Below are 18766 nucleotides of genomic sequence, written 5' to 3'. Positions count from 1 at the left end.
CGCGCCACCCCTTCGCCGAATCGGACACCGCACCGGCTTCAGGGCACCCGGCCGGATTTCGCCCGCCCGACGGGCGCCGGGTCCGCGCACGCGAAAGCGGGCCCCGCCTCGCGTCGAGGCGGGGCCCGCTCGGGCCGGTCGGGCGGGTGCGGCGGTGCGTTCCCGGCCGCTCTGCGGTCCGGCTACTCGGCCGAGCCCGCGGCGGTCTCCTCCACCCGGGGGGCGTCGGGGACCGAGTCCGGCTTGGGCACACCGGAGAAGGTGAACCGGGCGTCGGCGCCCTCGCCCTCGGCGTCGATCACCACGATCTGGCCGGGGCGCAGCTCGTTGTAGAGGATCTTCTCCGAGAGCTGGTCCTCGATCTCGCGCTGGATGGTCCGGCGCAGCGGCCGGGCGCCCAGCACCGGGTCGTAGCCGCGGGAGGCGAGCACCTGCTTGGCGCCGGGCCGCAGCTCCAGGCCCATGTCGCGGTCCTTCAGGCGGCTGTCCAGGTTGGCCACCATCAGGTCGACGATGTCGATGATCTCCTTCTGGGAGAGCTGGTGGAAGACGATGACGTCGTCGACGCGGTTGAGGAACTCGGGCCGGAAGTTCTGCTTGAGCTCCTCCTGGACCTTGGCCTTCATCCGGTCGTAGTTGGTCTTCTCGTCGTCCTCCTTGGCGAAGCCCATCGCCGCGCCCTTGGAGATGTCCCGCGTGCCCAGGTTGGTGGTCATGATGATGACCGTGTTCTTGAAGTCGACGTTGCGGCCCTGGGCGTCGGTGAGCCGCCCCTCCTCCAGAACCTGCAGCAGCGAGTTGAAGATGTCGCCGTGCGCCTTCTCGATCTCGTCGAAGAGGACCACGGAGAACGGCTTGCGGCGCACCTTCTCGGTGAGCTGGCCGCCCTCCTCGTAGCCGACGTAGCCGGGCGGCGAGCCGAACAGCCGGGAGACGGTGTGCTTCTCCATGAACTCGCTCATGTCGAGCTGGATCAGCGCGTCCTCGTCGCCGAACAGGAACTCCGCCAGCGTCTTGGACAGCTCGGTCTTGCCGACGCCCGAGGGGCCGGCGAAGATGAACGAGCCGCCGGGGCGCTTGGGGTCCTTCAGGCCCGCACGCGTGCGCCGGATCGCCTGGGAGAGCGCCTTGATGGCGTCCTCCTGGCCGATGACGCGCTTGTGCAGCTCGTCCTCCATGCGCAGCAGCCGGGAGCTCTCCTCCTCGGTCAGCTTGAAGACCGGGATGCCGGTGGAGGCGGCCAGGACCTCGGCGATGAGCTCCTCGCCCACCTCGGCGACGACGTCCATGTCGCCGGCCTTCCACTCCTTCTCCCGCTGGGCCTTGGAGTTGAGCAGCTTCTTCTCGTCGTCGCGCAGCGAGGCGGCCTTCTCGAAGTCCTGCGCGTCGATGGCCGACTCCTTGTCCTTGCGGACGTCGGCGATCTTGTCGTCGAACTCGCGCAGGTCCGGCGGGGCCGTCATGCGGCGGATGCGCATCCGCGACCCGGCCTCGTCGATCAGGTCGATCGCCTTGTCCGGCAGGAACCGGTCGCTGATGTAGCGGTCGGCCAGCTGGGCCGAGGCCACCAGCGCGCTGTCGGTGATGGAGACCCGGTGGTGCGCCTCGTAGCGGTCGCGCAGCCCCTTGAGGATCTCGATGGTGTGCGCGATGGTCGGCTCGTCGACCTGGATGGGCTGGAACCGCCGCTCCAGGGCGGCGTCCTTCTCCAGGTGCTTGCGGTACTCGTCCAGCGTGGTCGCGCCGATGGTCTGCAGCTCGCCGCGGGCCAGCATCGGCTTGAGGATGGAGGCGGCGTCTATCGCGCCCTCCGCCGCGCCCGCGCCGACCAGCGTGTGCAGCTCGTCGATGAACAGGATGATGTCGCCGCGCGTGCGGATCTCCTTGAGCACCTTCTTGAGGCGCTCCTCGAAGTCGCCGCGGTAGCGGCTGCCGGCCACCAGCGCGCCCAGGTCGAGCGTGTAGAGCTGCTTGTCCTTCAGCGTCTCGGGGATCTCCCCCTTGACGATCTTCTGGGCCAGGCCCTCCACGACGGCGGTCTTGCCGACGCCGGGCTCGCCGATGAGCACCGGGTTGTTCTTGGTCCTGCGGGACAGGACCTGCATGACCCGCTCGATCTCGGAGTCCCGCCCGATCACCGGGTCGAGCTTGCTCTCCCGGGCGGCCTGGGTCAGGTTCCGGCCGAACTGGTCGAGGACCAGGGAGGTGGAGGGGGCCGACTCCGAGGACGCCCCGGTGGCCTGCGGCTCCTTGCCCTGGTAGCCGTGGAGCAGCTGGATCACCTGCTGGCGCACCCGGTTCAGGTCGGCGCCGAGCTTGACCAGCACCTGGGCCGCCACGCCCTCGCCCTCGCGGATCAGCCCGAGCAGGATGTGCTCGGTGCCGATGTAGTTGTGGCCCAGCTGGAGCGCCTCGCGCAGGGACAGCTCCAGGACCTTCTTGGCGCGCGGGGTGAAGGGGATGTGGCCGGAGGGGGCCTGCTGGCCCTGGCCGATGATCTCCTCGACCTGCTGCCGGACCGCTTCGAGGCTGATCCCCAGGCTCTCCAGAGCCTTCGCAGCCACGCCCTCACCCTCGTGGATGAGGCCGAGCAGGATGTGCTCCGTACCGATGTAGTTGTGGTTGAGCATCCTGGCCTCTTCCTGGGCCAGGACCACCACGCGCCGTGCGCGGTCGGTAAACCTCTCGAACATGTCTCGTCGCTCCTCACAGAGCGGTCAGGCAGGGGCGGAAGCTCCGACCCTCACGCTTTTCCGCTTTTCGGCCCTTCGGGGGGTGAAAGCCCTCGGAGGGCGCTGCCGCACCCGTCCTCCGCGCCGCCGGACACCCGCCGACCGGAGGACGCACCCGCATCGTCCGGTTGCCTCCGACCATCGTTGCCAGAGACTTTCCCCGACGATAGGGCGTTCACCCTCATCCAACTACCAATCGGGCCTTCGGTGTTCCGACTACGCCGCAAGCGAACGGTCCGCGTGCCCTCCGCTTTCGCGGGGCACGCGGACCGCCTGTGCATTCCTGCGGGATTTGCTCTGAGCGAACAGGGCCGCCCCGGGCCGCGCCGGACCCGGTGCCGGGGGTGCCGCAGGGCACCCGGGGCACGGGCCGTGGCGGGCCGGACACGTCCGCGCCCGGACCGCCAGGGCCGCACGCCGGCGCCCCCCGGGCCGGGTCGGACCCGACCGGGGAGGGTCCGCGTCCGGGGACTAGCGGCCCTGTGCCGCCTCGTACTCGGCGACGATCGCGGCCGGGATGCGGCCCCGCTCGTTCACCTGCTTGCCCTGGGCCTTGGCCCACGCCCGGATCTCAGCGCTGCGCTCACGGCTGGGGGCGCTGCGCTGCTGCCGCCGGCCGCCGCGCCCGGCCTTGGCCGGGGCCTTGCGCGCCGCCGACACGTACGGGGCCAGGAGCTCGCGGAGCTTGGAGGCGTTGTCGGTACTCAGATCGATTTCATAACTGGTTCCGTCGACCCCGAACGCGACCGTCTCGTCGGCCTCTCCGCCGTCCAGATCGTCGACGAGAAGCACCTGAACCTTTTGTGCCATGGATGTAGACCTTTCAGCAGTGCGGTGCGTCGGCACCTGAATATAAAGCTATCCGCCCCCGGGACGGAAGACAATTCTCGACGCGGCGAAAATCGCCGCCCCGCGCGCCCGGGGCGGAAAAGATCGCCGCCGGGGCCGATTCGGACCCGCGGCAGGTGTCCCGCGGGCCGCCATATCCCGGCCCGCATCCGCCCCATATCGGTCCCGCGCTAGTGCTCCGATCCCTGCTCGCCGGGGGATTCTTCCTCCCCCGGGCGCGTGCGCGCACCGTCGTGCCCACCGGTTCCGGCCGCGCGCCCCGCCTCCTGCGGGGCGGGCGCGGACGCCTCGGCCCGGGCCTCGCCGACCGGCCTGCCGTCCGACGTCCGAGGCGCCATCTCCTTGCGGAGCAGCTTGACGACGAACGCGCAGAAGACCGTCGCGACAACAGCAGGCGGGATCAGCGCCGACAAAACGTCGCCCATCGGACGCACACCCTTCCTTGTTGTTACTTTATGCAGCAATTACCCCACGGAGAGGGTCGGCGGCCCTCGGCCTCGGCCGTGGCGCGGCAAGCGGCGCACACGCCCCGCGATACCCGGGATTGACGGGTGGGGACCCCGACATCATAGACACCCCGGCCGACCACCGCGCCGCACACGGTCCCGAGCGGACCCATTACGGCGCCTCCGGCGGCGGCGGGCGGATAACGTGCCGCGCGGGCCGTGCGTTCCCGATCTGCCTTAACCGCGGGCATCGCAGCCGATTCGATGCCGAATTGACGACTCTTCGTAGCCTTTGGCCCCGAAGCGGTCACCGCCGGTATATCAGAGCCCTCCTCTCCCCCTCGACCCGGAGCGGGAACCGGGGGCGCGGGTTCTCCATGGCACCGGCAAGATTACCCGCCCCTTTACGCCCTCCGAACGCGGGTTCGCATATGGTGCGGCGGCGGCCCGGGGGTTGTGGGATGGTGGCACCCGGCGGCCGCGCCCACCCCTCGCCGGCCGCTTCGGGATCGCCCGCGCCCTGCCACTGCGGGCATTGGTGGGAAGGACCTGTCGTGGAGTTCCACGCCGATCTGCATATTCACTCCAAGTACTCACGGGCGTGCAGCAGGGATTGCGACCTGGAACACCTCGCCTGGTGGGCGGCGCGCAAGGGCGTCGACGTGGTCGGTACCGGTGATTTCACTCACCCGGCCTGGCGCGAGGAGTTGCGCTCCGGCCTCGTCCCCGCCGAGCCGGGCCTGTTCCGGCTGGCGCCCGAAATCGAGCGCCGGGTGCTGCGCACCCTGCCCCCGTCGTGCCGCAAAGCGCCGCGCTTCATGCTGTCGGTGGAGATCTCCACGATCTATAAAAGGGGCGAACGCACCCGAAAGGTGCACCATTTGCTCTACGCCCCGTCCATGGCGGCGGCCGAGGCGATCACCGCGGATTTGGCCCGGATCGGCAATCTCGCCTCGGACGGGCGCCCCATCCTCGGCCTGGACTCGCGCGACCTGCTGGAGATCACCCTGTCCAGCGACCCGGGCTCCTACCTGGTCCCGGCGCACGTGTGGACGCCCTGGTTCGCGGTGCTGGGCTCCAAGTCCGGCTTCGACCGGGTCGAGGACTGCTACGCCGACCTGGCCGACCACGTCTTCGCCGTGGAGACCGGGCTGTCCAGCGACCCCGCGATGAACTGGACGGTCCCCTCGCTGGACCGCTACACCCTGGTCAGCCACTCCGACGCGCACTCCCCGCCGATGCTCGCGCGGGAGGCCACCCGCTTCGACACCGACCTGGACTACTACGCGGTGCGGCGCGCGCTGGAGACCGGCGAGGGCTACCGGGGGACGGTGGAGTTCTTCCCCGAGCACGGCAAGTACCACCTGGACGGGCACCGCAAGTGCGGGGTGCGGCTGGATCCGCGGGACACGCGCGGCCACGGCGGCCGCTGCCCGGAGTGCGGGCGCCCGCTGACCGTCGGCACCGCCCACCGGGTGGGCGAGCTGGCCGAGCGGCCCGCCGGGTACCGCCCGGAGGGCGCGGCGGCCTTCACCAACCTGGTGCCGCTGCCGGAGATGGTGAGCGAGATCGTCGGGGTGGGCCCCAAGAGCAAGCGGGTCCGCGGCGAGGTGGACCGGCTGGTCGCCGCGCTCGGGCCCGAGCTGGAGATCCTCACCCGCAGCCCGCTCGACGAGGTGCGGCGGCACGGCGGCGAGCTGCTGGCCGAGGCGGTGGACCGGCTCCGCCGCGACGAGGTGATCCGCGACGCCGGGTACGACGGCGAGTACGGCGTGATCCGCATGTTCCGCCCCGAGGAGCTGGCCGCCCCGGGCGAGGCCGCCCTGTTCGACCTTCCCGACACCGCCGCGGGGGCGAAGGGCGGCGGGAAGGGGGCCCAGAATAAGGGGGCGCAGAGGGCGTCGGCGAAGCCGGACGCCCGAGCGGAGCGGCCCCCGCGGCTCGACGGCCCGAGCCGGGAGGACGCCGGGGCCGGGGCGCCCGCCGAGGAGCCCGCGGCCCCGGAGGGCGACGGCGGGACTCCCCCCGGGGCCCCGCAGGCCGCGGCCCCCGCGCTCTTCCCCGACGGCCCCGCCGCCGAGGGCCCCTCCTCCCGGGGCCTGCTCGACGGGCTGGACCCCGAGCAGCGCGCCGCCGCCGAGCACCCCGACGGCCCGCTGCTCATCGTCGCGGGCCCCGGCACCGGCAAGACGCGCACCCTGACCCGCCGCATCGCGCACAAGGTGGCCGAGCGCGGCCTGCCCCCGGAGCGCTGCCTGGCCATCACCTTCACCCGCCGCGCCGCCGCCGAGCTGCGCGAGCGGCTGGAGGAGCTGCTCGGGGCGCACGCCGACCCGCTCACCGTGACCACCTTCCACGGGCTCGGCCTGACGGTGCTGCGCGAACAGCACGCGCGCGCCGGGCTCACCGAGCGCTTCGGCGTGGCCGACGCCGAGCGGGCGCTGGAGGTCGCCGCCGAGACCGCCGGGTCCCACCGGGCCGGGCAGGAGCTGCTGGCCCGGCGGGACGCGCCCGCGGAGGGGCCCGACGAGGAGGTGGAGGCCTACCGCAAGCGGCTGCGCGAACAGGACCTGGTGGACTTCGCCGACCTGGTCGCCCTGCCGGTGCGGCTGCTGTCGGAGGACCCCGCCCTGGCCGAGGCCTACCGGCGCCGCTGGACGTCGGTGAGCGTCGACGAGTACCAGGACGTGGACGGCACGCAGTACGCGCTGCTGCGGCTGCTCAGCGGCCCGCAGGGGGACATCACCGCGATCGGCGACCCCGACCAGGCCATCTACCGGTTCCGCGGCGCGGACGTGGGCTACTTCCTCCGGTTCGAGCAGGACCACCCGGGGGCGTCGGCGGTGCGGCTGTCGCGCAACTACCGGTCCAACGCCACCATCGTGGACGCCGCGGTGGCGGCCATCGCGCCGGGCTCGCTGGTGCCCGGGCGCGAGCTGCGCGCGGTCGGCGACTTCTCCGACCCGCCGCGCATCGGGGTGCACGCCGCCGCCGACGAGCGTGCCGAGGCCTCCTTCGTGGCCCGCGCGATCGACCGGCTGCTCGGCGGCACGTCGCTGCACTCGCTGGACAGCGGGCGCGCCGACGGGGAGGGCGAGGAGCTGTCCTTCGCCGACATGTGCGTGCTCTACCGCACCTCGGCGCAGGCCGAGGCGGTGATGAGCGCCTTCGACGCCGCCGGGGTGCCGTTCCAGAAGCGCACGCACGACCGGCTGTCCGCCCGTCCCGGGGTGCGGGCCCTGGCCGCCGAGCTGCCGCTGACCCCGGGCGACGCGGTGGCCGACCGGGTCGGCGCCGCCGCCGGCGCGCTGGCCGAACGGCTCCGTGCCGACGAGGAGGCGGCCACCGCCGCGCGCACGGCGGGCGAGCTGCTGCTGCCCCTGGCCCGGCGCTGCGGGGACGACCTGGACCGGTTCCTGGCCGAGCTGGCGCTCGGCGCCGAGGTGGACGCCCTGGACCCGCGGGCCGACCGGGTGTCGCTGCTGACCCTGCACGCCGCCAAGGGGCTGGAGTTCCCGGTGGTGTTCCTGGTGGGGTGCGAGGACGGCGTGCTGCCGTTCCGCCTGCCCGGCTCCGGGCGCGACCCGGAGGCCGAGGCCGAGGAGCGGCGGCTGTTCTTCGTGGGCCTGACGCGGGCACAGCGGCGCCTGTACCTGTCCCGGACCCGCCGCCGCACCCGGCGCGGGTCGGCCGCCGACAGCGCGCCCTCGCCGTTCCTGGCGTCGGTGCCGGGGGCCCTGACGATGCCGGTGGACGAGGAGTCGGCCGCCCGGCGCCGCCCCAAGGACCGCCAGCTGCGCCTGATGTGAGCGGACGAGGTCAGGCGCGGGGGGTGCCCGGGGCGTCCAGGTGCAGCAGCATCCGGGTGTTGCCCAGGGTGTTGGGCTTGACCCGCTCCAGGTCCAGGAACTCGGCGACGCCCTCGTCGTAGGAGCGCAGCAGCTCCTCGTAGACGCGCGGGGAGACGGGCGTCCCCTGGATGGGGTCGAAGCCGTGGCGGGCGAAGAAGCCGGTCTCGAAGGTGAGGCAGAACACGCGGCGCACGCCCAGCTCGCGGGCGCGGGAGAGGAGTTCGCCGACGATGCGGTGGCCGATGCCGCGCCCCCGCGCCTGCGGGTCCACGGCCACGGTGCGCACCTCGGCCAGGTCCTCCCAGAGCACGTGCAGGGCGCCGCAGCCGACCACCGTCCGGGGGCCCAGCGGCGCCTCGCCGACGGCGGGGCTCTGGGCCAGCTCGGCGACGCAGAACTCCTGGACGTCCTCGTAGAGGGTGACGGTGCTCTTGGAGAGCACCCGGCGCTCGGGGCTGTAGGTGTCGATCAGCCCGCGGATGCGGGCGACGTCGCGGGTCCGGGCGCGGCGGACGGTGACGAGGTCCTGCGGCGCCCGCGCCCGGTCCTGGGCGGGGTCCATGGTCGGCAACCCTAGCGCCTGGCGCACGGCGGTGCCCGGCACCCCGTCCGCCGCGGAGGGCGGGGCGGGGCGCCGGGCACGGCGCATCGCGGGTCCGGTCGGGTCGGCTCAGATCAGCTGCTTGCGGGCGGCCCAGACGACCGCCTCGATCGGGGTGTTGACGCCGAGCTGGTCGCAGATGGCGCGCAGTCGGCGGCGCAGCGTCCGGGCGCTGAGTTCGAGTCGGCGGGCGGCGACGTCGGTGGTGACCCCGGTGGCGATCTCTGCGAGGAGCTGGATCTCGTCCTCGGTGAGGCTCTGCGCCGCGGGCAGGTGCTGTGCGGTGTCGCGGGGCGGCATCGCGGGGGCGGGCACCATCCCCCCGTCGCGCAAGTGGGCCGCGGGGGCCTTCACGGCACGCCGTTCGAGTGTTGCCTGTTCCACTCCGTCCTCCCTCATCCGTGGTGAGCGCGGAACATCAAGCCGCCGCAGCTCGGGCCCGGGCGAGGGACCGCACCTGCGCTCTCCTGGCACACGGAGCGCAGGCTCAGCGGCACGCGGCCCGCGGTGCTCGGTCTGGGACGGACAGACCGGGCCGGGCACGCACGCCTGGGAAGGGACGGAGGACCGTCGGGCCTTCTCCGGCCATCCCCACTCGCGTCGAACTCTTCTGCTGCGTCGGGCGCGCGGACAACTCCGCTCGCCTGGAAAACGCTAAGCGGCGGGAGAGAGGGCGTCAAGGTCTATCAAATCACCCTAAGCGACCCTCCTGAGGCGTAACGTGACCACGCGGGCGCGCAGATCATTTCCCCGCCAGTGGTGACCTGCGGAAATAACCTTCGTGACCAGGGACTCCTCTAGAGAGGGCCCACAGAGCGCCGCTCGGCGCCCACACGGCGGCGCCGCCGCAGGTCAGCAAGGTGCCACCGCACCGTTACATCACGATGGGGTAACAGTACGTGTCCGGGTGGGCCGCCCCGCCCGGGGCGGCCCACCCGGGCCGCCGCGCCTACCCCTCCGGCTTGACCAGGGGGAACAGGATGGTGTCGCGGATGTTGCGCCCCGTGAAGGCCATCAGCAGCCGGTCGATGCCGACGCCGACGCCGCCCGTGGGCGGCATGCCGTACTCCAGCGCCCGCAGGAAGTCCTCGTCGAGCTGCATCGCCTCGGGGTCGCCCCCCGCGGCCAGCAGGGACTGCTCGGTCAGGCGGCGCCGCTCCTCCACCGGGTCGACCAGCTCGGAGTAGCCGGTGCCCAGCTCCATCCCGAAGCCGATCAGGTCCCACTTCTCGGTGAGCAGCGGGTCCTCGCGGTGCTGCCGGGTGAGCGGGCTGGTCTCCACCGGGAAGTCGCGCACGAACGTGGGCCGCTCGATGGTGTGCTCGACCAGCTCCTCGAAGAGGTGCTCGACCAGCTTGCCCTGGCCCCAGTCCGGGCTGTGCTCCACGCCCCTGGCGTCGGCCAGCTTGCGGACGCGCTCCAGGGGGGTGCGCGGGGTGACCTCCTCCCCGAGCGCCTCGGAGACCACGCCGTACAGGGTGACGTGCGGCCACTCCCCGGCCAGGTCGAACCCCTCCTCGCCGCGCGGCACCACGGTGGAGCCGAACGCGGCGCGCGCCGCCCCCTGGATGAGCTCCCGGGTGACCTCGGCCATGGTGTCGTAGTCGGCGTAGGCCTGGTAGAACTCCAGCATCGTGAACTCGGGGTTGTGCGTGGAGTCCGCGCCCTCGTTGCGGAAGTTCCGGTTGATCTCGAAGACCTTCTCGATGCCCCCCACGACCAGCCGCTTGAGGTACAGCTCCGGCGCGATGCGCAGGTACAGGTCCAGGCCGTAGGCGTTGATGTGCGTGGTGAACGGACGGGCGGTGGCCCCTCCGTGCACCTGCTGCAGCATCGGGGTCTCGACCTCGATGAACCCGCGGTCCCCGAGCGTGTCGCGCACCGAGCGGATCGCCGCCGAGCGCTGCCGCACCATCTCGCGCGCCTCGGGGTTGACGATCAGGTCGACGTAGCGCTGCCGCACCCGCGCCTCGGGGTCGGTCAGGCCCTTGTGCTTCTCCGGCAGCGGGCGCAGGCACTTGGAGGTCAGCGCCCAGGAGTCGGCCATCACCGACAGCTCGCCGCGCCGCGAGGTGATGACCTCGCCCTCGATGCCGACGTGGTCGCCCAGGTCGACGTCGCGCTTCCAGGCGTCCAGGGAATCCGCGCCCAGCCGGTCCAGCGACATCATCACCTGGATGTCCCCGGAGTCGTCGCGCAGCGTGGCGAAGCACAGCTTGCCGCCGGTCCGGTAGAGCATGACGCGGCCGGTGATCGCGACCCGGTCCCCGGTGGCCGTGTCCGGNTTGTTGGCGGCGGCCGCCGCCGATCGCGTCGGTGCGGGGGTAGCCGACCGGGTAGGGGTCGACGCCCTCGGAGCGCAGGCGGTCCAGCTTCTCGCGGCGGACACGCATCTGCTCGGGCAGGTCGTCGTAGGCTTCGTCCAGCACGTCACTCACGCCCCCGATCCTATCGGCGGCTCCGCACTGCCCCGGCGCCCCGCGGCGGCGCGGGCCCGCCGGACCGCCCCCGCCTCACCCCGTGTTGCGCTCGAAGACCAGGCGCAGGCCGACCAGGGTGAGCCAGGGCTCGTGGGCGTCGACGGTCTCGCACTCGGAGACCACGAGCGGGGCCAGCCCCCCGGTGGCGACCACGGTCACGTCGTCGGCGCCGACCCCCGCCTCCGGGTCGGCCAGCTCGGCGGCCATCCGGTCCACCACCCCGTCGACCTGCCCGGCGAACCCGTAGACGACGCCCGAGCGCAGCGCCTCGGCGGTGTTCTTGGCGATGACCGACCGGGGCGTGGCGATCTCCACCATGTGCAGCTGGGCGCCGCGCCGGGAGAGCGCCTCCACCGAGATGTCGATGCCCGGGGCGATGGCGCCGCCGATGTACTCGCCGCGGGCGCTGACCGCGTCGAAGGTGGTGGCGGTGCCGAAGTCCACCACCACCGCCGGGCCCCCGTAGAGCTTGACCGCCGCCAGCGCGTTGATGATCCGGTCGCCGCCGACCTCCTTGGGGTTGTCCATGCGCACCGGGATGCCGGTGCGCACGCCCGGCTCCACCACCACGGCGGGCACCCCGGGGTGGCGGCGCCGGAACATCTCGCGCATCTCGTGCAGGACGCTGGGCACCGAGCAGCACATCGCGATGCCCTCGATCGCGCCGCCGGCCTCCGAGGCGCCGATCAGCCCGGACATGAGCACCGTCCACTCGTCGGCGGTGCGGTGGGCGTCGGTGGCCACCCGCCAGTGGTCGACCAGCTCCTCGCCGCGGAACAGGCCGAAGACGGTATGGGAGTTGCCGACGTCGATCGCCAGGAGCATTCGGGGGGTTCCTCCACTCAGTCAGCGGGATGCGGGTGCGGGGGCCGGGTCACACCGGGCGCAGGTCCAGGGCGATGTCCAGGGCCGGGGACGAGTGCGTCAGGGCCCCCACCGCCAGGTAGTCGACCCCGGTGGCGGCCACCTCGGCGGCCGCGTCCAGCCTCAGGCCGCCGCTGGCCTCCAGCCGGGCGCGCCCGGCGACCAGGGCCACCGCCGAGCGCAGCCGCTCGGGCCCGAAGTTGTCCAGCAGGATCTCCTCGGCCCCGGCCTTGAGCGCGGGCTCGACCTGGTCCATCCGGTCCACCTCGACCTCCAGCGGCACCCCGGGGAAGGCCGCGCGCACGGCGCGCACCGCCTCCTCCACGCCGCCCGCGGCCACCACGTGGTTGTCCTTGATCAGCGCGGCGTCCGACAGCGCCATCCGGTGGTTCTCCCCGCCGCCGCAGCGCACCGCGTACTTCTCCAGCGCCCGCAGCCCCGGGAGGGTCTTGCGGCTGTCGCGGACCCGGGCGCCGGTCCCGGCCACGGCGTCGACCCAGGCGCGGGTGGCGGTGGCGATCCCGGACAGGTGGGTGAGCAGGTTCAGCGCGGTGCGTTCGGCGGTGAGCAGGTCCCGGGTGCGGCCGGTGACGGTCATCAGCACGTCGCCGCGGGCGGCGCGGCCGCCGTCGGCCGCGCGGCGCTCCACCCGGACCGCGCCCTCGGCGGCCAGCCAGAAGGCCAGCTCGGCCAGGGGCAGCCCGGCGACCGTGCCGTCCGCACGCGCCACGACGTCGGCGGTGCTGACCTGGGCGGCGGGGACGGTGGCGGCGGTGGTCACGTCGATCCGCGCGCCGTGGGTCAGGTCCTCGGCCAGGGCGGTGAGGACCGTGTGCACGTGCGCCTCGGCGCCCGTGCGCCACGGCAGCACCAGTTCCGGACGCTGTCCGGGGCCGGCCGACCCGGTGTCCCGGGCGAGGGGCGCGCCGATCCCCTCCAGTTCGTCGCGCAGTCCCGGCGGAAGCGCGGCGGCGGGGCGCTCCTCCAGGCGGGCACGCACCCCGTCGGCGGCCAGGGTCAGGCGGACCGGGCGCCCGCGCAGCCGGGGATCGGGGGCCGGGCGGTCGGAGCGGCGGTGGGCGCCGCGGCTCTCCTCGCGCTCCCGGGCGGCCCGCACCACCAGGGCGGCGACGGTGGCCAGGTTGGTGGCCTCCCAGGCCTCCACGCCGGGCCGGGGCGGCGCGGCGGCGCCGCGGGCGAACATGGAGGCGGTGTGCTCGGCGATGCGCTCCAGGCCCTCGGCGTCGCGGAGCACGCCCGCGTGCCGGGACATCAGGGTGCGCAGCTCCTCCAGGCCGCCGGGGTCGGCGAGCGCGGCGGGGGCGCCGACCGGCGGCGCGGCCGGTGCGGCGGGCGCGGGCGGGTCCCCGGCCAGCCCGGCGGCGATGCGCTCGGCGAAGACGGCGCCCTCCAGCAGCGAGTTGGAGGCCAGGCGGTTGGCGCCGTGCACGCCGGTACGGGCGTTCTCGCCGACCGCGTAGAGGCCGTGCACCGCGGTGCGGCCGTCGGTGCCGGTCTCCACCCCGCCGGAGGCGTAGTGGGCGGCCGGGGCGACCGGGATGGGCTCGGTGACCGGGTCGATGCCGTGCTCCCGGCAGGCGGCCAGGATGGTGGGGAAGCGGCGCTCCCACATGGCGGCGCCGAAGGCGCGCGCGTCCAGCAGCACGTGGTCGGCGCCGGTGGCGGCCATGGCGCGGGCGGCGGTGTCGGCGACCACGTCGCGCGGGGCCAGGTCGCCCAGCTCGTGGACGCCCTCCATGATGCGGCGGCCGTGCACGTCGGTCAGGAAGGCGCCCTCGCCGCGCACCGCCTCCGACACCAGCGGGCGGCGCCCGCGCGCACCCGCCCCGGTCCACAGCACGGTGGGGTGGAACTGGACGAACTCCAGGTCGGCCAGGGGAGCCCCGGCGCGGGCGGCCAGCGCCGCGCCGTCGCCGGTGGACACGGCCGGGTTGGTGGTGGAGGCGAAGACCTGGCCCAGGCCCCCGGCGGCGAGCACCACGGCGGGCGCCAGCACCGCGCCGACGCCGTCGCGCTCGCCCTCCCCCATCACGTGCAGGGTGACCCCGCGCACGGCCGGGCCGCCGCCGGGGGCGGTGCCGGGCAGCGCGTCCAGGGCCAGGGCGTGCTCGATCACCTCGATGCGGGGTTCGGCGCGGACCGCGGCGACCAGGGCGCGGACGATCTCGGCGCCGGTGGCGTCGCCCCCGGCGTGCGCGATCCGGTCGGCGCGGTGCCCGCCCTCGCGGGTGAGCTGCAGGCCGCCGCCGGCGTCCCGGTCGAACCCGGTCCCCGCGGCCACCAGCCGCTCCAGCGCGGCGGGGCCCTCGGCGGCGAGCACGTGCACGGCGAGCGGGTCGCACATGCCCGCCCCGGCCTCCAGGGTGTCGGCCATGTGCGCCACCGGGTCGTCGCCGGGGCCCACGGCGGCGGCGATGCCGCCCTGCGCCCAGCGGGTGGAGCCGGAGTCGAGCACGTCCTTGGTGACCAGCACCGCGCGGGCGCGGGGGGCACGGCGGACGTACCCCAGGGCGGTGCTGAGCCCGGCGACGCCGGAGCCGACGATGACGGCGTCGGCCTCGACGGTCCACCCCGGGTCCGGGGCGGCGAGTCTGCCGGGGGGCGGTGCGGTGGTCACGGGCGGGCCTCCTCCTGGACGGCGGTGCTCACAGGGTGAGCGGCACGTTGTCGATCAGCCGGGTGCTCCCGACGCGGGCGGCGACCAGCAGCACGGCCTCGCCGCGGTGGTCCGGCGGCACCTCGGCGAAGGTGTGCGCGTCGACCAGCGCCAGGTAGTCCAGCTCCACGGGCACGGTGTCCGCGGCCGCGGCGTCCAGCACCTCGCGGGCGGCGCCGAGGATGCCGACCGGGCCGGTGACCGAGGCGTCCGCGCCGGACAGCAGCGCGCGGGAGAGCGCCAGGGCGCTGGCGCGCTCGTCCTCGGACAGGTACACGTTCCGGCTGGAGGTGGCCAGGCCGTCGTGGTCGCGCACGGTGGGCACGCCCACCACGGTGATGCCGAACGCCAGGTCGCGCACCATGCGCCGGATGGCGGCCAGCTGCTGGGCGTCCTTCTGGCCGAACACCGCCACGTCCGGGCGGACCATGTGGAAGAGCTTGGCGACGACGGTGAGCACGCCGCGGAAGTGGCCGGGCCGGGAGGCGCCCTCCAGCACATCCCCGATGGGGCCGGGGTCGACGGTGACGATCTGCTCGCCCGGGTACATCGTCTCCACCCCGGGCGCGTAGACCACGTCGACGCCCTCCTCGGCGCAGGCGCGCAGGTCGTCGTCGAACGCGCGGGGGTAGCGCTCGTAGTCCTCGCCGGGGCCGAACTGCAGCGGGTTGACGAAGACGCTGACCACGACCGCCTCGGCGCGCTCGCGGGCGGCGGCGATCAGCCCGCGGTGGCCGCTGTGCAGGGCGCCCATGGTGGGCACCAGGGCGGTGCGCCCCAGTCCGGCGCGGATCCGGGCCAGCTCCTCGGGGGTGCGGGCGACCACCGGGGCGGCGCGGTCGGGTGCGGTCATCAGGGGAGTCCTCACGGTCGGAGCGGGGATGCGGTCGCGGGGGGGCGGTCCTCACGCCTGGAGGACGTCCAGCAGGCGTTCTGCGTCGTGCGGCTTGAGCAGGCCCGCCTCCAGGGCGCGGTCGGCGGTGAGCCGCGCGAGGACGACGTAGGCCGGGACGCTCTCGGGGGCGTGGGCGCGCAGCTCGGCCATGTGGCCCTGGACGGTGCGGGCGTCGCCGCGCAGCACCGGGCCGCTGAGGCCGTCGATGCCCAGCCTCAGGGCGTTGTCCAGGGCGGCGCCCAGCAGCGGGCCGAGCATCCGCCCGGGGTCGGCCACCCCGGCGGCGCGCAGCTGCTCGCGGCTCTCGGCGACCAGGGTGACCAGGTGGTTGGCGCCCCCGGCGAGAGCGGCGTGGTAGAGGGCGCGGCGGTCCTCGTCGATCCAGACCGGTTCGGCGCCCATCTCCACCACCAGGGCCTCGGCGATGGGGCGCAGCGGCTCGGGTGCGGTGACGCCGAAGCTGCAGCTCGCCAGGCGGTCCAGGTCCTCGGGGCGGCCGGTGAAGGTCATCACCGGGTGCAGCGCCATGGGCAGGGCGCCCGCCGCGGTGGCGGGGGCCAGCACACCGTGGCCGTGGCTGCCGCTGGTGTGCGCCAGCAGCCTGCCCCCCAGCGGGGCGCCGGTCTCGGCCAGGCCGCCCACCAGGGGGGCGAGCGCGTCGTCGGGGACGGTCAGCAGCACCAGCTCGCTGGCGGCGACCACCTCGGCGGCCTCCATCACCTCGGCGCCGGGGAGCCGCTCGGCCACCCGCCGCCGGGAGGCCTCGGAGACGGCGGTGGCCGCCTCGACCCGGTGCCCGGCGCGCTCCAGCGCCGCGCCCACCGCCGATCCGACCCGCCCGGGGCCGATGACGCCGACGGCGAGCCGGGCCGGGCGGTCCCGCGTGTCATCGCTTGCGCCCATGTCGGTCCTCACAACGGTGGCCTGCTCGGTTCCGGTCCCTGACGGGTACCGGACGCTGTCGGCCAAGCTTACTTCGCCGTGTGGGCCGGACGGGCGGGCAGGCCCAGTACACGGGGCCGGCGCCGGCCCGCTGGGGGCCGGCGCCGGATCCGCCCCGCGGGGCGCCGCCGCGGGGAGGGGGGTCTGGGGCCCGCGCGAGGCGGGCGCGGGGTCACCCCTTGATGACCATGACCCCGGAGTTCCAGCAGTTGCCGTTGGCCTGGCCGAGGATGGCCGTGGCGTTGCCGCAGCCGTTGGAGCCCACGTTGGCGTCGATGTGGGCGGTGTTGCCGCTGACGACCGAGCCGTTGCCGGACGAGCCGCTGTTCACGTCGGCGAAGGCGGGCGCACCGGCGGCCAGGACGGCGGCGGAGGCGGCGACGACGGCACCGGTGGCGATGGTCTTCTTCAGCACTGGCTGTCTCCTTTGCGTGCCGGACGGGGGGTCTCCGGCCGGCGAGAGGGTTGGTACGTCCGTGAGTCCCGCGCAGGCTCGAGCACCATCTACCCACACCCGCCCCGCCGTTCATACCTGTCGACCTGCATCGATCACGGTGGGCACCCGAGTGCGGACACACTGTAAGGCGACTTTTCCGGACTTACCCCGGCGGTACTCCGGGGTGATGTGATCCAGGGCACACCGATTCGGGGCGGTTTCGCGCCCACCTACCGGGGCGTTTCGGCGCGAAGAGTTCCGACCCGGTTCCGGCTCGGACGTTTCCGGTGCTTTCCGCTCCCATTCAGCGGGCCCGTACGCACCGGTACGAACAGAACGGAGAGAGAACCGCCGATCCACCGGAACGGGCGCGGACACGACGCACCATCGGGCCGTTCGCGCCCCGGACGACGCACGGATCAGGGGTGTTCAGGACGGGTCGCTGCGGGTGGCCCACCGCTCGGGGCCGCCCGTGCGGGACCGGGCCTCATGGCCCAGCCGGGCCAGGGCGTCCACCGTGCGGCGCGCCTCGGCGGCGCCGCGGGCCGCCGCCCACGCCCGCACCGGCCCCGGCGGGGTGTCCACCGCCACCGTGGCCCGCCCCCGGCGCCGGGCCAGGGGGCCGACCGCCATCCGCACGCTCTGCATCCGCGCGTGCGGCACGAACTCGGTGACCTTGCACAGCACCCCGCGCCGGGTGACGAACAGGCGGTCGTCCACGCCGAGCGCCGGGCCGTCGGGGCGGCTCCCCCGCACCGGGCGGAGCGGCACCCCGGCCGACCGCGCCCCCGGGAACACCTCGTCGATCAGCGCGAACGCCAGGTTCCGCGGCGCCACCGGGAGCAGCGTCGAAGAGTCCATCTGGCGCTCGCCCACGTACCCGGCGACGTTCGCCTCGACCCGGACCACGCCCAGCGACCGCCACAGCACCGGCTCGACCACGCGCACCGCCTGCACCCGGCCGGGCGGCACGGTCTGCATCCGCGCCTGGAACGCCCCGTAGCGCAGCCGCAGCCCGTCCGGGGACAGTGAGGAGTAGAAGTCCGTGTACCGGATGAGCGGGCCCAGGAAGCCCCGCACCAGACCGAGCATCAGCGGCACCGCCCCGCCCAGCACGCCCGGCTCGGCGAAGGCGAACCCGGCGACCATGAGCACCATGAACGCCAGGAAGGCCAGCAGCACCGGCAGCCGGAAGGCCAGGGCCCCCAGCAGCAGCGGGAACGGGAGCTTGTACAGCGGCCGCTCGGGGGCCTCGGGGGCGTTCCCGGCCAGGCCCGCGGCGTGCGCGAGCAGGGCGGCGCGCAGCCGCTCCGCGCGCGGGCGGGACAGGTAGCGCAGCCGCACCTCGCCGGTGTCGCCCCCCGCCAGCTCGACCCGCAGCTCGGCCAGGCCGAACACCTGGGCCAGGATCGGCCGGACCACGTCCACCGCCTGCAGGCGGCTCAGCGGCACTTCGCGGGACATCCGCCGCAGCAGGCCCTCGTGCACGACGAGGTGGTCGCCGCGCAGCTCGAAGCCGCTGTTCCACCAGGACATCATGGCGTGGGCGGCGGAGCCGCAGGCCACGGCCAGGGTCATCAGCGCGGTCCAGGCCATGCCGAAGGGGGCCAGCACCGGCCCCAGCACGGCCAGGAAGACCACGGTGGCCACGGCGGTGCGGAAGGCGGCGGTGGCCCAGTGCGGACGCTGCGGGCCGTGCACGACGTCGTCGCCGGGCCGGGGCGGGGGCCCGGGCGGCGGCGGGGGCGGCCCCGGCGGTCCGCCCGGTCCGCCGGGGGCGCCCGGCGGCAGGAACCGGACGTTGCCGCCGCCGAACGGCGTCTGGCCGGGCCCCTGCGTCGGGCCGGGCGGGGGCGGCGGCCCGGGCGGAGGGGGGCCGTGGGGAGGCGGGCCGGGCGGCGGAGGCGGGGCGGAGGCGTGCGGCGGCCGGGGGGCGGCCGCGTGCGGGGCGGGGGCGTGCGGGGCGGACGGGTGCGGCGCCCACAGGGGCGTG

Annotated in this window: 12 protein-coding genes and 1 pseudogene; 1 reads left to right on the top strand and 12 read right to left on the bottom strand. The window is 74.6% G+C overall.

Annotation, left to right across the window (positions count from 1 at the left end; genetic code table 11):
* Positions 1-182: 182 nt before the first annotated feature.
* The 3 genes from D476_RS0106475 to D476_RS0106465 all read right to left on the bottom strand — a co-directional run bounded on the left by D476_RS0106475 (position 183) and on the right by D476_RS0106465 (position 4006).
* A complete protein-coding gene (locus tag D476_RS0106475) occupies positions 183-2693 on the bottom strand; it encodes an ATP-dependent Clp protease ATP-binding subunit (RefSeq protein ID WP_017623147.1) in 2511 nt (836 codons plus the stop codon).
* Positions 2694-3203: 510 nt separating this feature from the next.
* The gene (locus D476_RS0106470; RefSeq protein WP_026123297.1) at positions 3204-3542 is read right to left on the bottom strand and encodes a histone-like nucleoid-structuring protein Lsr2; all 339 of its coding nucleotides are present in this window, start codon (positions 3540-3542) and stop codon (positions 3204-3206) included.
* A gap of 209 nt (positions 3543-3751) precedes the next feature.
* The gene (locus D476_RS0106465; protein ID WP_017623145.1) at positions 3752-4006 is read right to left on the bottom strand and encodes a hypothetical protein; all 255 of its coding nucleotides are present in this window, start codon (positions 4004-4006) and stop codon (positions 3752-3754) included.
* Positions 4007-4581: 575 nt separating this feature from the next.
* Here D476_RS0106465 and D476_RS0106460 point away from each other — a divergent pair.
* Positions 4582-7836, top strand: coding sequence for a UvrD-helicase domain-containing protein (locus D476_RS0106460; RefSeq protein WP_017623144.1), 3255 nt, complete (start codon positions 4582-4584; stop codon positions 7834-7836).
* A gap of 10 nt (positions 7837-7846) precedes the next feature.
* Here the strand turns inward: D476_RS0106460 and D476_RS0106455 are convergent, their stop codons facing one another.
* The 9 genes and pseudogenes from D476_RS0106455 to D476_RS0106415 form a co-directional block, all read right to left on the bottom strand.
* Positions 7847-8440: an amino-acid N-acetyltransferase gene (locus D476_RS0106455; RefSeq protein WP_026123296.1), complete on the bottom strand. Its 594-nt coding sequence runs from the start codon at positions 8438-8440 to the stop codon at positions 7847-7849.
* A gap of 108 nt (positions 8441-8548) precedes the next feature.
* The gene (locus D476_RS0106450; protein WP_394296923.1) at positions 8549-8779 is read right to left on the bottom strand and encodes a LuxR C-terminal-related transcriptional regulator; all 231 of its coding nucleotides are present in this window, start codon (positions 8777-8779) and stop codon (positions 8549-8551) included.
* 649 nt (positions 8780-9428) lie between these two features.
* Positions 9429-10872: pseudogene (gene lysX / locus D476_RS32335) on the bottom strand (bifunctional lysylphosphatidylglycerol synthetase/lysine--tRNA ligase LysX).
* Positions 10873-10992: 120 nt separating this feature from the next.
* Positions 10993-11784, bottom strand: coding sequence for a type III pantothenate kinase (locus tag D476_RS0106440; RefSeq protein ID WP_017623140.1), 792 nt, complete (start codon positions 11782-11784; stop codon positions 10993-10995).
* 49 nt (positions 11785-11833) lie between these two features.
* Positions 11834-14461: an L-aspartate oxidase gene (locus tag D476_RS0106435; protein ID WP_017623139.1), complete on the bottom strand. Its 2628-nt coding sequence runs from the start codon at positions 14459-14461 to the stop codon at positions 11834-11836.
* 28 nt (positions 14462-14489) lie between these two features.
* Entirely contained in the window at positions 14490-15353 is an 864-nt protein-coding gene (panC, locus tag D476_RS0106430; RefSeq protein ID WP_017623138.1) for a pantoate--beta-alanine ligase, read from the bottom strand.
* 51 nt (positions 15354-15404) lie between these two features.
* Positions 15405-16298 (bottom strand): Rossmann-like and DUF2520 domain-containing protein, encoded by an 894-nt coding sequence (locus D476_RS0106425; protein WP_017623137.1) that lies wholly within the window; start codon positions 16296-16298, stop codon positions 15405-15407.
* A 211-nt stretch (positions 16299-16509) separates the two neighbouring features.
* The gene (locus D476_RS0106420) at positions 16510-16752 is read right to left on the bottom strand and encodes a hypothetical protein (RefSeq protein WP_017623136.1); all 243 of its coding nucleotides are present in this window, start codon (positions 16750-16752) and stop codon (positions 16510-16512) included.
* A gap of 450 nt (positions 16753-17202) precedes the next feature.
* The gene (locus D476_RS0106415) at positions 17203-18759 is read right to left on the bottom strand and encodes a PH domain-containing protein (RefSeq protein WP_239648612.1); all 1557 of its coding nucleotides are present in this window, start codon (positions 18757-18759) and stop codon (positions 17203-17205) included.
* Between the last annotated feature and the right edge of the window lie 7 nt (positions 18760-18766).

This window comes from Nocardiopsis chromatogenes YIM 90109 (assembly GCF_000341185.1).
In the GTDB taxonomy this organism is placed as follows: Bacteria; Actinomycetota; Actinomycetes; order Streptosporangiales; family Streptosporangiaceae; genus Nocardiopsis_A; species Nocardiopsis_A chromatogenes.
This window is presented reverse-complemented; position numbering and strand designations above follow the sequence as displayed.

Bases quoted from the DNA above. Each gene is read 5' to 3' on its own strand.
- D476_RS0106450 (WP_394296923.1), bottom strand. From the start codon at position 8,779: ATGCCGCCCCGCGACACCGCACAGCACCTGCCCGCGGCGCAGAGCCTC.
- D476_RS0106425 (WP_017623137.1), bottom strand. From the start codon at position 16,298: ATGGGCGCAAGCGATGACACGCGGGACCGCCCGGCCCGGCTCGCCGTC.
- panC (WP_017623138.1), bottom strand. From the start codon at position 15,353: ATGACCGCACCCGACCGCGCCGCCCCGGTGGTCGCCCGCACCCCCGAG.
- D476_RS0106455 (WP_026123296.1), bottom strand. From the start codon at position 8,440: ATGGACCCCGCCCAGGACCGGGCGCGGGCGCCGCAGGACCTCGTCACC.
- D476_RS0106470 (WP_026123297.1), bottom strand. From the start codon at position 3,542: ATGGCACAAAAGGTTCAGGTGCTTCTCGTCGACGATCTGGACGGCGGA.
- D476_RS0106475 (WP_017623147.1), bottom strand. From the start codon at position 2,693: ATGTTCGAGAGGTTTACCGACCGCGCACGGCGCGTGGTGGTCCTGGCC.
- D476_RS0106465 (WP_017623145.1), bottom strand. From the start codon at position 4,006: ATGGGCGACGTTTTGTCGGCGCTGATCCCGCCTGCTGTTGTCGCGACG.
- D476_RS0106440 (WP_017623140.1), bottom strand. From the start codon at position 11,784: ATGCTCCTGGCGATCGACGTCGGCAACTCCCATACCGTCTTCGGCCTG.